The 12,777-nt window shown below is 66.6% G+C and carries 13 protein-coding genes and 1 tRNA gene; 11 read left to right on the forward strand and 3 right to left on the reverse strand.

Annotated features, from left to right (window positions below):
- Positions 1-30: 30 nt before the first annotated feature.
- The 8 genes from infC to HBF32_RS00255 all read left to right on the forward strand — a co-directional run bounded on the left by infC (position 31) and on the right by HBF32_RS00255 (position 5,766).
- Positions 31-573 carry a translation initiation factor IF-3 gene (infC, locus tag HBF32_RS00220; RefSeq protein ID WP_193570374.1) on the forward strand — a complete coding sequence of 181 codons (543 nt, stop codon included), beginning with the start codon at positions 31-33 and terminating at the stop codon, positions 571-573.
- Positions 574-826: 253 nt separating this feature from the next.
- Positions 827-1,024, forward strand: a complete 198-nt coding sequence (rpmI, locus tag HBF32_RS00225) for a 50S ribosomal protein L35 (RefSeq protein WP_036114929.1) — start codon at positions 827-829, stop codon at positions 1,022-1,024.
- A gap of 14 nt (positions 1,025-1,038) precedes the next feature.
- Entirely contained in the window at positions 1,039-1,398 is a 360-nt protein-coding gene (gene rplT, locus HBF32_RS00230; RefSeq protein WP_072322974.1) for a 50S ribosomal protein L20, read from the forward strand.
- 203 nt (positions 1,399-1,601) lie between these two features.
- On the forward strand, positions 1,602-2,594 hold the full coding sequence (gene pheS, locus HBF32_RS00235) for a phenylalanine--tRNA ligase subunit alpha (protein WP_166697644.1): 993 nt from the start codon (positions 1,602-1,604) through the stop codon (positions 2,592-2,594).
- A 28-nt stretch (positions 2,595-2,622) separates the two neighbouring features.
- Entirely contained in the window at positions 2,623-5,004 is a 2,382-nt protein-coding gene (gene pheT, locus HBF32_RS00240; RefSeq protein WP_166697645.1) for a phenylalanine--tRNA ligase subunit beta, read from the forward strand.
- Position 5,005: 1 nt separating this feature from the next.
- Positions 5,006-5,305 carry an integration host factor subunit alpha gene (ihfA, locus tag HBF32_RS00245; RefSeq protein WP_036114917.1) on the forward strand — a complete coding sequence of 100 codons (300 nt, stop codon included), beginning with the start codon at positions 5,006-5,008 and terminating at the stop codon, positions 5,303-5,305.
- Entirely contained in the window at positions 5,286-5,642 is a 357-nt protein-coding gene (locus tag HBF32_RS00250) for a MerR family transcriptional regulator (protein WP_036114913.1), read from the forward strand. The genes ihfA and HBF32_RS00250 overlap by 20 nt, the downstream gene beginning before the upstream one ends.
- A gap of 47 nt (positions 5,643-5,689) precedes the next feature.
- Positions 5,690-5,766, forward strand: a tRNA-Pro gene (locus tag HBF32_RS00255).
- 96 nt (positions 5,767-5,862) lie between these two features.
- On the opposite strand, the gene HBF32_RS00260 is transcribed toward HBF32_RS00255, so the two are convergent.
- A complete protein-coding gene (locus tag HBF32_RS00260; RefSeq protein ID WP_166697646.1) occupies positions 5,863-7,314 on the reverse strand; it encodes a nitrilase-related carbon-nitrogen hydrolase in 1,452 nt (483 codons plus the stop codon).
- Positions 7,298-7,879 (reverse strand): TetR/AcrR family transcriptional regulator, encoded by a 582-nt coding sequence (locus HBF32_RS00265; protein WP_166697647.1) that lies wholly within the window; start codon positions 7,877-7,879, stop codon positions 7,298-7,300. Before HBF32_RS00265 ends, HBF32_RS00260 begins: the two co-directional genes overlap by 17 nt.
- A gap of 125 nt (positions 7,880-8,004) precedes the next feature.
- Here HBF32_RS00265 and HBF32_RS00270 point away from each other — a divergent pair, with 125 nt between their 5' ends.
- The gene (locus HBF32_RS00270) at positions 8,005-8,955 is read left to right on the forward strand and encodes a GGDEF domain-containing protein (protein ID WP_166697648.1); all 951 of its coding nucleotides are present in this window, start codon (positions 8,005-8,007) and stop codon (positions 8,953-8,955) included.
- Here HBF32_RS00270 and serA read toward each other — a convergent pair.
- Positions 8,952-10,187, reverse strand: a complete 1,236-nt coding sequence (gene serA / locus HBF32_RS00275; RefSeq protein WP_166697649.1) for a phosphoglycerate dehydrogenase — start codon at positions 10,185-10,187, stop codon at positions 8,952-8,954. The two genes, HBF32_RS00270 and serA, sit on opposite strands and share 4 nt — an antisense overlap.
- A gap of 112 nt (positions 10,188-10,299) precedes the next feature.
- On the opposite strand from serA, the gene HBF32_RS00280 reads away from it, so the two are divergent.
- Complete coding sequence (locus HBF32_RS00280; protein ID WP_166697650.1) at positions 10,300-11,682, forward strand: FAD-binding oxidoreductase; 1,383 nt, start codon at positions 10,300-10,302, stop codon at positions 11,680-11,682.
- 137 nt (positions 11,683-11,819) lie between these two features.
- On the forward strand, positions 11,820-12,776 hold the full coding sequence (gene pip / locus HBF32_RS00285) for a prolyl aminopeptidase (protein WP_166697651.1): 957 nt from the start codon (positions 11,820-11,822) through the stop codon (positions 12,774-12,776).
- Position 12,777 lies beyond the last annotated feature (1 nt).

A 12,777-nucleotide genomic window follows, 5' to 3' on the forward strand; every position in this document is an offset into this window, starting at 1 on the left:
GGCCGCGGGTCCGGTATTGGGATCATTCTTCTGGAGGATAGCGGTATCGCTACGACCGAAAACAAGGGCAATCGCAAGAACAACGAGATCCGCGTCCCGCGGGTCCGCGTGCTTGGCGTCGAAGGTGAGCAGCTGGGCATCATGGACACCCGTGACGCCATCCGCGCCGCCGAAGACCTCGGCATGGACCTCGTCGAAATCCAGCCGAACGGCGATCCGCCGGTCTGCCGCATCATGGATTACGGCAAGTTCAAATTCGAAGCCCAGAAGAAGGCCCAGGCCGCCAAGAAGAAGCAGAAGCAGGTCGAGATCAAGGAAGTGAAGTTCCGTCCGGTCACGGACGTCGGCGACTACCAGATCAAGCTGCGCAACATGCTTCGCTTCCTCGAGGAAGGCGACAAGGTCAAGGTCACGATCCGCTTCCGCGGCCGCGAGATGTCCCACCAGGACCTCGGCCAGAACCTGGCCCGGAAAATCCAGGAAGACGTGGGCGAGAACGGCTCCGTGGAGCAGTTCCCCCGCCTGGAAGGCCGTCAGATGGTCATGATGATCGGCCCGAAGAAGAAGGCCTGATTCCGAACCTGTGGGAGCCGCTATAGCGGCGAGAAGCCCACGGAGCGGTGAAGTGGGAAGATTGATTGCCGGAGCGGCAGGGCAGATGCCCTCGCCGCTATAGCGGCTCCTACACATCCCCTTAAGATTCATGTAGAATCGCCGGCTCGGTCCGAATGGATGGGCCGAACCACCGTACCCGGCAGGAAGGAAAGTGCAGGCGCCTCAAGGCCTTGCCGCCGGATCAGTCAGCAACCGAATACGGAGCATTCCGATGCCCAAGATCAAGACCAACCGGGCGGCGGCGAAGCGTTTTCGCAAGACCGCTTCCGGCAAGTTCAAGGCCGGTCACGCCTTCAAGTCGCACATCCTGACGAAGAAGTCGACCAAGCGTAAGCGCGGCCTGCGCGCTCCCAACCACGTCAAGGCGTGCGACACCAAGGGTGTGGCTCGCATGTTGCCGTATCTCTAAGGGAGGCTTGAACCATGGCTCGTGTTAAGCGTGGCGTTACCGCCCGTCGTCGTCACAAGAAGATCATCGGCCGTGCCAAGGGCTATTACAACGCCCGCCGCAAGGTATTCCGCGTAGCCAACCAGGCCGTCATCAAGGCCGGTCAGTACGCCTACATCGGCCGCAAGCAGCGCAAGCGTCAGTTCCGCGCGCTGTGGATCGTCCGTATCAACGCCGCCGCCCGTCAGTTCGGCCTGTCGTACAGCCGCCTGATCAACGGTCTGGCCAAGGCCAACATCTCGGTGGACCGCAAGGTCCTCGCCGACCTGGCCGTGCACGACATCAAGGCGTTTGGCGCGATCGCAGAGAAGGCCAAGGCCAGTCTGGCTGCGTAATCCGCTTTACCACGCGCGGTAGCGATACGGCGCGATGATGGATCACGTGGGGAGAAGGCCTGGCCTTCTCCCCATTTTTTTTGCGATAGCGTCGCCCCTGCGAAGGCAGGGGGCCAGTGACTTCCGCGGCTCCGTTAGGGTCACTGGGTTCCTGCCTTCGCAGGAACGACGTTGTCGAGTCTCTTTATGAGTCAGGAAACCTGATGGAATCGATCGAGCATGTCGACGCGTCCCTGCGGGACATCGAAGCCGCCCCCTCGCTCGAGGCGCTGGACGCCCTGCGCGTGGCCCTGCTGGGCAAGAACGGCGCCGTCACGGCGGCCTTGAAGGCCCTGGGCCAGCTCAGCGGCGACGAGCGCAAGGCGCGCGGCGCCGAGGTCAACCGCACCAAGGAGCGCCTCGCCGATGCCATCGCGCTCCGCAAGCAGTCGCTGGAGCAGGCCGAGCTGGACCGCCGGCTCGCCTCCGAGCGCATCGACGTGACCCTGCCGGGCCGCGACGGCGAATACGGCGGCATCCATCCGATCACCCGCGCCCTCGAACGTATCGCGGACATCTTCGGCCGCCTCGGCTACCAGCGTGCCGACGGTCCCGAGATCGAGGACGACTGGCACAACTTCGAGGCGCTGAACTTCCCGCCGCATCATCCGGCGCGGGCCATGCACGACACCTTCTACTTCGGCGACGGGCGCCTGCTGCGCACGCATACCTCGCCGGTGCAGATCCGTTCGATGCAGGGCCGCCAGCCGCCGATCCGCATCATCGCGCCGGGCAAGGTCTATCGCAGCGATTCCGACCAGACCCACTCGCCGATGTTCCACCAGATCGAGGGCCTGCTGGTCGACGAGACCTCCAGCTTCGCCGACCTGAAGGGCACGCTGGCCGAGTTCGTGCGCGCGTTCTTCGAGCGCGACTTCGAGATGCGCTTCCGCCCGAGCTACTTCCCCTTCACCGAGCCCTCGGCCGAGGTCGACATCCGCTGGGACGCCGAGGACGGCAGCACGCGCTGGCTCGAGGTGCTGGGTTGCGGCATGGTCCATCCGACCGTGCTGGCGAATTGCGGCATCGATCCGGAACGCTATACCGGCTTCGCCTTCGGCCTGGGCGTGGAGCGCTTCGCCATGCTCCGCTACGGCGTGGGCGACCTGCGCGCCTTCTTCGAGAACGACCTGCGCTTCCTGCGTCAGTTCGCCTGATCGATCCCAAGTTCAACGAGTCGCTCCCATGAAATTCTCCGAAAACTGGCTACGCGAACTGGTGACCATCGATGCCGATCGCGCGGCACTGGTACACGCGTTGACGATGTCGGGCCTCGAGGTCGAAGAGGTCACGCCGCTGGGCGAAGGCCTCGACGGCGTCGTCGTGGCCGAGATCGTCGAGGCCGCAAAGCATCCCGAAGCCGACCGCCTCCAGGTGTGCAAGGTGGACGCGGGGCAGGGCGAGCTCCTGCAGATCGTCTGCGGCGCGCCCAATGCGCGGGTCGGCATCCGCGTGCCGCTCGCGAAAGTCGGTGCCACGCTGCCCGGCAACATCCAGATCAAGGCCGCGAAGCTGCGCGGCGTCGAGTCGTTCGGCATGCTCTGCTCGGCGAAGGAGCTCGGCATCGACGCCGATGCCTCCGGCCTGCTTGAACTGCCGGCCGATGCACCGGTGGGCAAGCCGCTGGCCGAGTATCTTGGCCTGCCAGACGCCACCATCGAGCTGAAGATCACCCCGAACCGCCCCGACGTGCTCGGCCTGAACGGTCTCGCCCATGACGTGGCCGCCCTGTTCGGCAGTCGCGTGAAGCCGGCCGGCAGTGCGGATGCCGCGGTAGGCTCCCGTCTTTCGCGTCCCGTGCGCCTCGAAGCCGGTGCCGATGCGCCGCGTTACCTCGGTCGCGTGATCGAGGGCGTGGACGCCACCGCGCGTTCGCCGCTGTGGCTGGCCGAGCGCCTGCGCCGCTCGGGCATCCGTCCCATCAGCGCCATTGTCGACATCACCCAGTACGTGATGCTCGAGCTTGGCCATCCCCTGCATGCGTTCGACAACGACGCATTGTCCGGCGCCATACGGGTCCGCCATGCGGACGAGGGCGAGACGTTGAAGCTGCTCGACGGCAACGACGCGAAGCTCGATCCGTCCTTCGTCGTGATCGCCGACGAGGCGCGTCCACTCGCCGTGGCCGGCGTCATGGGCGGCTTCGAGTCGCGGGTGACCGACAGCACGCGCGACGTGTTCCTCGAGGCCGCGCATTTCGCGCCGTCCGCGATCATGGGCCGTGCCCGCAAGCTCGGCCTGCACACCGATGCCTCGCACCGTTACGAGCGCGGCGTCGACCCGGCCCTGCCCAGGCGCGCCATGGAGCGCGCGACGGAGCTCCTCTTGCAGATCGCCGGCGGCAAGGCCGGCCCGGTCACGGTGGCCGAGCGGCTGGACGACCTGCGCGAACACGCACCCGTGCCGCTCCGTCAGGCGCGCCTGCGCCGCGTGCTCGGCATCGAGGTGCCTGCCGCGGAGGTCACCCGTATCTTTACCGCCCTGGGCACGGGCGTGGTCGAGACTGCCGACGGCTGGCGCATCACGCCGCCGAGCAGCCGCTTCGACATCGAGCGCGAGGAAGACCTCATCGAAGAGGTCGCGCGCATCCACGGTTACGAGCGCATTCCGACCCACGCGCCGGCGGGCGAGATCGCCCTGCGCGCGGAGCCGGAGGCACGCCTGACCGAGATGGCGTTGCGCGACCAGCTTGCCGCCCGCGGCTACTACGAGGCCGTCACCTTGTCCTTCGTCAGTGCCGATCTGCTCAAGACCTGGCAACTGGACCGCGACTGGGTGCCGTTGGCGAACCCCCTCTCCGCCGACCTGGCGGTGATGCGCACGTCCCTGCTGCCCGGCCTGGTCGAGGCGCTTCGTCATAATCGCGCCCGCCAGCAGGAGCGCGTCCGGCTGTTCGAGGTCGCCCGCAGCTTCCATGCCACGGGTGGCGCCCCGGACGAGGTCGGCCGCGTCGCCGTCGTCGCCTCGGGCAGCGCACGGGCAGAGCAGTGGGGCGAAGCGTCGCGGACCGTCGACTTCTTCGATCTCAAGGGCGACCTTGATGCGCTGATCGGGCATACGGGCGAGCCGGAGCGCTGGTCGGTGGACGCCGAAGACCTTCCGTCCTGGCTGCATCCCGGCCGTGGCGCACGCGTGCTCCGCGACGGCCGGCCGGCCGGCTTCCTTGGCGCCCTGCATCCGGCGCTGGCCAAGGCGTTGGATCTCGGCCCGGACGTCCACGTGATGGAACTGGCCCTCGAGCCGATCCTCTCGCGCCGCCTTCCGAGCGCCGGCCGCGTCCCGCGCTTTCCTGCGGTTCGCCGCGATATCGCCGTGGAGTTGCCGGAGGAGATCGCCTGGTCGGCCGTCGAAGCCGCCGTACGCGGCGCGCTCGGCGACGTCCTGAAGGAGGTCCGCCTATTCGACCGCTATGCCGGCAAGGGCATCGACGAGGGGCGAAAGAGTCTCGCTATGGGCTTGATTTTACAGGACGCTTCACGCACCCTTACCGACGACGATGCCGACGCTCGCGTGGCAGACGCGGTGGGGGCATTGGAGAGATCATGCAAGGCGAGACTGCGAGGATAAGATGGCGCTGACCAAGGCGGAAATGGCCGAGCGGCTTTTCCTCGACGTGGGCCTCAACAAGCGCGAGGCCAAGGAATTCGTGGACGCGTATTTTGAGGTCGTGCGCGAGGCACTGGAGCGGGGCGAGCAGGTGAAGTTGTCGGGTTTCGGCAATTTCGACCTGAGGCAGAAGAATCAGCGGCCCGGTCGCAATCCGAAGACCGGCGAGGAAATTCCCATCTCTGCCCGGCGGGTGGTCACCTTCCGTCCCGGCCAGAAACTCAAGGTAAGAGTCGAGGGCTATGCTGGATCCAGGGAATAACACCGAGCTTCCCGCCATTCCGGCGAAGCGCTACTTCACCATCGGTGAGGTGAGCGAGCTTTGCGGCGTCAAGCCGCATGTCCTTCGCTACTGGGAGCAGGAATTTCCCGCGCTCAAGCCCGTCAAGCGCCGGGGCAATCGTCGCTATTACCAGCGCCACGACGTGCTGATGATCCGCCAGATCCGCTCGTTGCTGTACGACGAGGGCTTCACCATCACGGGCGCCCGCGCCCGCCTGGAGGGCCCGCAGGCGCGCATGGAAGCCAGCATGTCGCACCAGATCGTCCGCCAGGTGCGCCTGGAGCTCGAGGAAGTCCTGACCCTCCTTCGTCGCTGATCCGCCTTCCGCAGATCGCGGCGATGCTGTTACAATCGTTTGCTCGTCGGGGTGTAGCGCAGCCTGGTAGCGCACTACGCTGGGGGTGTAGTGGTCGCGAGTTCGAATCTCGCCACCCCGACCATTCTTTCGAAAAGCGTCCTTCGGGACGCTTTTTTTGTGCCTCACCGTCGTCCCCGCGAAGGCAAGGGACCCAGCGACTCAGGCTCCGGCCGGGCGATTAAGTCACGGGATTCCCGCCTTCGCGGGAATGACGAGTGCCGGGGGCCAGCGCGAGCCCCACGAGCGCGAGCAGCACCGCCACATCCAGCCATGCGAACCAGTTGCCGCAGCGGGCGTAGAGCGTCCTCGTTTCCCGAAGCGCGAGGTTCCCGACCAGTTCCGCATCGCCCTGTTCGCTCGACACCTCAGCCATCACGCGGCCGCGGTCGTCGCTGAGGGTGAGCCGGCCGGAACGCGCCGCGCGGGCGACAGCGAAGCCGCCTTCCACGCCGCGCATGATCGCCATGCGGCTGTGCAGCCAGCCGTCCGTTACGAAATCCCAGGCCGGTACCAGCAGCAACTGCGTGTTCCGCTGCCCGTAGGCGACGGCGAAATCCTGGAAGTCCATGTCCTTGCAGATGGCCAGGCCGATACGGGGCCTTCCCGACAGTGTCACGAACTCGGTGCCCGGCGTGAACCTGTCCTCGAAACCGGGGATGAGGTGGTGCTTGTTGTACATGACGGGCGAGGCCGCACCCGGTTGGAAGACCATCGCCATGTTCCGCTCGATGCCGGGCTCATCCTGGTAATCGACGGCCACGTTGACGGTGATTCCGCTCTGCTGCGCGAATCCGGCGAAGGAGGGGATGGTGGCGGACGCGGCGAAGGTGCCTTCCGGTATGACGACCACCTGCGCGCCCTGGGCTGCGGCACGATCCAGTGCCGCGAGGTAGCGGTCCTTGCGGGCCTTGCCTTCCGGGGAATCCACCGCGGCCAGCTTGCCGGTCTGTTCGAGCGAGACGAGCCCGACGCGCACGCTGGACGCAGCCGGCGCGGCAAGGCGCCAGAAGCCGTAACCGAGGACGACGGCCAGGATCAGCACCGCGGTCCCGGCCATCCCGATCCGGGCCCTCGCCGGGACATCGGTGGCGCCCAGCATCGCCAGTGCGGTCGCGACGAGCAGGAGCAGCATGCCGATGCCCCAGATACCCGTGAGCGCAGCCAACTGGATCATCGGCAGCGCATTCATCTGGGTGTAGGCGATATCGAAGAAAGTGCCGTGCGGCGAGAGCAGGTTGTTGACGAACGCGAGCGCCACCCATGTGACGGGGACGGCGAGCAACGCAGCCAACGGTCGCCCGCGCGACAGAAGCCGCTTATGGAGGAGTACGCAGAGCGCGAACATCAGCCCGGGCAAGACCATCGCGTAGATGACCGTCACCAGCGGCAGGTGAATGTGCCCGTACAGGTATGACCACAGATTCCCCGAGCCGGCCGCCATTGCCAGGAAGGCGGCGGCGACAGCCCGGGAGGTTCGCACCCTCGACGCCAGCCACAGCACCGGAAGGGGCGCCAGCCACGTCACCCACCACAGCGGTTGGGTGCCGCTTCCGAACCACCAGCCGACCGCCGTCAGGGCGGTGGCCAGTGCCCAGGTCGACACGGCGGAACGTTCAGGTCGCGTAGGCATCGATCAGTCTTCCGGTGGAGGCGAGGTAGAAGGCCCGGAACCGCTTCTCGTCATGGCTGAAGCGGCCCGCCCGGTACAACGCGATGAGCCCGTGGGCGTGCGCCCACAAGTCCATCGCCAGATCCCATTCGTCGAGTTTCCGCAGCGTTCCCCCGGCCATGCCTTCCACGATCGCGTCCGCGATGAGGTTCAGGGTGGGCGAGCGACGCGCGCGGAAATCCTCGGGAAAGCGCCTGGCATCCTCACGGGGAAGTCCGAAGGCATGGTCGAACAGGTGCGGGTGGGCCAGTGCGTAGTCGAGGTACGACTCGAGCATGGCCAGGAGGCGCCGGCGCGGGTCGCGCTGACGCGCGTGGCTTGCCCAGGTCCGCGCGGCTTCCTCGAAGCTCTCGTTGGACAGCCTCTCCAGCAGCGCTTCGCGGTTGGGGAAATGGCGGTAGATCGCCATGGCCGACAGGCCAACTTCGGACGCCACGCGGCGCATGGTCACGGCCTCGGCGCCGTGGGCGTCGAAGAGGCCGTGGGCGGCGGCGAGGATGCGATCGGCTGTTTTGTCGGGAGGCATGTTTACACTGTAAACGTGTGTGCCGGCCGATGCAATGCCTTGGTATGGTTCAAGGGTTGCGAAGCCCGGCCGATAACGGGTAGGCGACTATTCGCGGCCGAGGGCCGCTACGGGGGAAGGCTGCCATGAGCGTCGACGACGCACTGCTCTGCGAAGACTCGGGGGTCTACAAGACCTTGCTCGAGTCCACGCGTGCGATTCCCTGGAAGATCGAATGGGCGACGCTGCGCTTCGCGTATATCGGCCCGCAGATCGAGGCGCTTCTCGGCTGGTCCGCCCAGTCGTGGCTCACCGTGCAGGACTGGGCCGACCGCATCCACCCGGAGGACCGCGAACGGGTCTTCAATTTCTGCGTGGCGCAGTCCCAGGCGGGCATGGACCACGAGGCCGATTACCGCGCCCTGCGCAAGGACGGCGAGTTCGTGTGGATCCGCGACGTGGTGCACGTGGTGCGCCATGCGGACGGTACCCCGGAAGCGCTGATCGGCTTCATGTTCGACATCAGCGAGCGCAAGCGCACGGAGGAGCGCCTCCTCGACATGCAGCGCGAACTGGAAGAACTGTCGTACAAGGACGGTCTTACCGGCGTTGCGAACCGCCGCCGTTTCGACGTGGCGATGGAAACGGAATGGCGCAACGCGCAGCGCTTGCGTCGGCCGGTGTCGCTGATCGTGCTCGATATCGACTACTTCAAGCAGTACAACGACCATTACGGGCACCTGGAAGGCGACGAGTGCCTTAAGCGCGTGGCGAAAGCGCTGGAGGGCGTCCTTCGCGGTCCGCGCGACCTGCTCTGCCGCTTCGGCGGCGAGGAGTTCGTGCTCCTGCTGCCCGACACGGACGAAGGCGCCGCCATGGCGCTGGCCTGGCGCTGCCTCGACCTCGTGGACAAGGCACTCATACCCCATGCCGGCCACGGGCCCGGGAAGCGGTTGACCCTGAGCGCCGGCGTGAACGCCGCCGTGCCGAAGGAGCATGACGAGGTCAACCCGTTCATCGCCGTCGCCGACCGGCGCCTCTACCTGGCGAAGGAGCGCGGCCGTGCTCGCGTCGTGACCGACGACGGTGTCCTTTAGTAGAGGACGCGTGCCCTCAGCGTGCCGTCGATGGCCGCGAGTTCGTTGCGCAGGGCCACGGCATGCTCCTCGGTGGTGGTCACGTCGATCACCACGTAGCCGACCTGCGGCGAGGTTTGCAGGTACTGGCCGTCGATGTTCACCGCCGCGCGAGAGAACACCTCGTTGACCCGCGAGAGCACGCCGGGAATGTTGCGGTGGATGTGCAGCAGGCGCCGGCTGGTGGGGTGTCCCGGCAGGGATACCTCGGGGAAGTTGACCGCCGAGAGCGTGCTGCCGTTGTCGCTGTAGCGCACGAGTTTCGACGCCACCTCGATGCCGATGTTCTCCTGCGCCTCGGCGGTGCTGCCGCCCACGTGCGGGGTGAGGATCACGTTGTCCATGCCGATCAGCGGCGACACGAAGGGATCGTCGTTACCCTTGGGCTCGACCGGGAACACGTCGATCGCGGCGCCGGCCAGGTGCTTCGACTGCAGCGCGGCGGCGAGGGCGTCGATATCGACCACGGTGCCGCGGGACGCGTTCACGAGCATCGACCCCGGTCGCATCCGCGCGATTTCGGTGGCACCGATGAGGTTCTTCGTCTGCGGCGTCTCGGGAACGTGGAGCGTCACGACGTCGGAACGTTCGAGCAGGTCTTCGAGACTGGCGGCCGCCCGGGCGTTGCCCAGCGACAGCTTGGGTTCGATGTCGTGGAAGACGACGCGCATGCCCAGCGACTCCGCGAGCACGCCCACCTGGGTGCCGATGTGCCCGTAGCCGACGATGCCCAACACCTTGTCGCGAACCTCGAAGCTGCCCGCGGCGGATTTCGACCAGCCGCCGCGATGGCATTGCGCGTTCTTCTCCGGAATGCGCCGCACCAGCAGGATCGTCTCGGCGATGACCAGTTCCGCGACGCTGCGCGTGTTGGAATAGGGCGCGTTGAACACGGGTACGCCGAGGCGTTCCGCTTCCAGGGTATCGACCTGGTTCGTGCCGATGCAGAAGCAGCCCACGGCAAGGAGGCGGCGTGCTTCCGCGAGCACTTCGGCGGTGAGCTGCGTACGCGAGCGGATGCCGACGATGTGCGCATCCGCGATGCGCTCCAGCAGGTCGTCGCCGGAGAGCGACTTTTCGTGGAACTCGATCTGGGAGTAGCCGGCCTGGCGGAAGACGTCGAGCGCGCTGCGGCTGACGCCCTCGAGCAGGAGCACCTTGATGTCTTCCTTCGGGTACGAGGTACGCTTCATGGCCGGCGCTTCTGTTCCAGGTGAAGGGCCTTCACTATGCCAGATCGCGACGGTCATGTTGCAGCGCATCGAAGGGGCTGGCACCCTCGACACGACACCGAGCGAGACTCCCATGACCGATCCGCGCCTGGCCGAGCTGACCCGCCTCTTACCCGACCTGAAGCTGTCGACGGACCCCGGCGACCTCGATCATTACGGCCGCGACTGGACCCGGCGCTGGACGCCCGCACCGCTGGCCGTCGCATGGCCCGCCTCCGTCGGGGAAGTGCAGGCCATCGTCCGCTGGGCGAACGGGCAGGGCGTGGCCATCGTCCCGTCGGGAGGACGCACGGGTCTGTCCGGCGGCGCGGTGGCGGCCCGCGGCGAACTGGTGGTCAGCCTGGACCGGATGAACCGCGTGCTCGATGTCGATCCCGTCGACCGCACGCTCACCGTCGAACCGGGGATCGCGCTGGAGGCCGTGCAGAACGCCGCGCGCGAGCATGGGCTGCTCTATCCGGTGAATTTCGCCGCGCGCGGTTCCTGCCAGATTGGCGGGAACATCGCGACCAACGCCGGCGGCATCCGGGTCGTGCGCTACGGCAACACGCGGCAGTGGATCGCCGGCCTCAAGGTGGTGACCGGGGCGGGCGATCTGCTCGACCTCAACCGGGGTCTGGTGAAGAACGCCTCGGGCTACGACCTGCGGCACCTGGTGATCGGTTCCGAAGGCACCCTCGGCATCGTGGTCGAGGCGACGCTGTCGCTCACGTCGCCACCGCCACCGTCGCAGGTGATGCTGCTGGCCGTTCCGGCGATGGATGCCCTGATGAAGGTGTTCGCGGAAGCCCGCCGCCGCCTGCGTCTGGAAGCGTTCGAATTCTTCACGGACAAGGCCCTGCGGTACGTGCTCGCTCACGGTGCGCAGAAGCCCTTCGCGGAAGAACACCCGTTCTACGTCGTCACCGAATTCGATGCCGCGGACGGACAGGCCGAAAACGATACGCTGGCGTTCTTCGAATACTGCGTCGGCGAGGGATGGGTGGTGGACGGCGTCATCGCATCGAGCGAGGCACAGGCCGCTTCCCTGTGGCGGCTGCGCGAAGGCATTACCGAAAGCCTGGCGCCGCACAAGCCGTACAAGAACGACGTCTCGGTGCGGATTTCCGCCGTACCGGCCTTCATGGACGAGATGCAGACCCTGCTGGACGCCGAATACCCGTATTTCGAGGTGGTCTGGTTCGGCCACATCGGCGACGGCAACCTGCACATCAACGTGCTGAAGCCCGCCGACCTGGACGACGCGGCGTTCGTCGACCAATGCGAGCACGTGACCACGCTGCTGGTGGAAACGCTGGTCCGCCACGGCGGCAGCATATCGGCCGAGCATGGCATCGGCCTGGTCAAGAAACCCTGGCTGGGGAGCGTGCGCAGCGAGGCGGAAATCGCCCTCATGCGCGGCATCAAGGCGGTTTGGGACCCGAACGGGATCATGAACCCCGGTAAGCTGCTGTAACCGATGCCGCGGGGGACACGGAAACGGTAGGAGCCGCTATAGCGGCGAGGAAACCTCGCGACATGGCGGCAGGATTCCCCTCGCCGCCATAGCGGCTCCTACAATAGGCTTCTTTCCTCGCTTCCACAGGATCGCCCATGCCCCAGGAATCCCCCGCCCTTTACCCGGCCATCGAGCCTTACAACAGCGGCATGCTCCAGGTGTCGCCGCTGCATACGCTCTATTTCGAGGAAAGCGGAAACCCCAATGGCAAGCCGGTCGTCTTCCTCCACGGGGGCCCCGGCGCCGGTACCAACCCGCGCTGCCGCCGTTTCTTCGATCCGAAGAAGTACCGCATCGTCCTGTTCGACCAGCGCGGCTGCGGCAAGTCGACGCCGCATGCCGAACTGACCGACAACACCACCTGGGACCTCGTGGCCGACATCGAGCGCGTGCGCGAGCACCTGGGCATCGATCGCTGGCAGGTCTTCGGCGGTTCCTGGGGCTCGACCCTGGCGCTGGCCTATGCCGAAACCCATCCGGACCGCGTCACGGAGCTGGTGCTCCGCGGCATCTTCATGCTCCGCCGCTCGGAGCTGGAATGGTTCTACCAGGCAGGCTGCGATGCGCTGTATCCGGACGCCTGGGAAAGCTACCTCGCCGCGATTCCGCAGGCTGAGCACGGCGACCTCATCAGCGCCTACCATCGCCGCCTGACCAGTACCGATCCGGCCGTGCGCGTCGCGGCGGCGCGCGCATGGTCGGTCTGGGAGGCCGCGACGAGCTACCTCTACCAGGACGAAGGCCACATGGCGTCCAGCGGCGAGGACGAGTTCGCTCTCGCCTTCGCGCGCATCGAATGCCATTACTTCGTCAACGCGGGTTTCTTCGAGGTCGATGGGCAGCTGCTGCGCGACGTTCGCACGATCCGGCACATCCCCACGGTGATCGTGCAGGGTCGCTACGACGTGGTCTGTCCGGCGCGCAGCGCATGGGACCTGCATCGGGCCTTCCCGGAGGCGGACCTGCGCATCGTGCAGGATGCCGGCCACTCGGCATTCGAGCCGGGGATCACGCGCGAACTCGTGAAGGCGACCGATCGTTTCGCCGGCTGAG

The sequence above is a fragment of the Luteibacter yeojuensis genome (assembly GCF_011742875.1).
GTDB lineage: Bacteria > Pseudomonadota > Gammaproteobacteria > Xanthomonadales > Rhodanobacteraceae > Luteibacter > Luteibacter yeojuensis.

Coding starts and splice junctions, on each gene's coding strand:
- ihfA (WP_036114917.1), top strand. CDS start 5,006: ATGGCGCTGACCAAGGCGGAAATGGCCGAGCGGCTTTTCCTCGACGTG.
- pheS (WP_166697644.1), top strand. CDS start 1,602: ATGGAATCGATCGAGCATGTCGACGCGTCCCTGCGGGACATCGAAGCC.
- HBF32_RS00270 (WP_166697648.1), top strand. CDS start 8,005: ATGAGCGTCGACGACGCACTGCTCTGCGAAGACTCGGGGGTCTACAAG.
- pheT (WP_166697645.1), top strand. CDS start 2,623: ATGAAATTCTCCGAAAACTGGCTACGCGAACTGGTGACCATCGATGCC.
- rpmI (WP_036114929.1), top strand. CDS start 827: ATGCCCAAGATCAAGACCAACCGGGCGGCGGCGAAGCGTTTTCGCAAG.
- HBF32_RS00280 (WP_166697650.1), top strand. CDS start 10,300: ATGACCGATCCGCGCCTGGCCGAGCTGACCCGCCTCTTACCCGACCTG.
- HBF32_RS00250 (WP_036114913.1), top strand. CDS start 5,286: ATGCTGGATCCAGGGAATAACACCGAGCTTCCCGCCATTCCGGCGAAG.
- rplT (WP_072322974.1), top strand. CDS start 1,039: ATGGCTCGTGTTAAGCGTGGCGTTACCGCCCGTCGTCGTCACAAGAAG.
- pip (WP_166697651.1), top strand. CDS start 11,820: ATGCCCCAGGAATCCCCCGCCCTTTACCCGGCCATCGAGCCTTACAAC.
- HBF32_RS00265 (WP_166697647.1), bottom strand. CDS start 7,879: ATGCCTCCCGACAAAACAGCCGATCGCATCCTCGCCGCCGCCCACGGC.
- serA (WP_166697649.1), bottom strand. CDS start 10,187: ATGAAGCGTACCTCGTACCCGAAGGAAGACATCAAGGTGCTCCTGCTC.
- HBF32_RS00260 (WP_166697646.1), bottom strand. CDS start 7,314: ATGCCTACGCGACCTGAACGTTCCGCCGTGTCGACCTGGGCACTGGCC.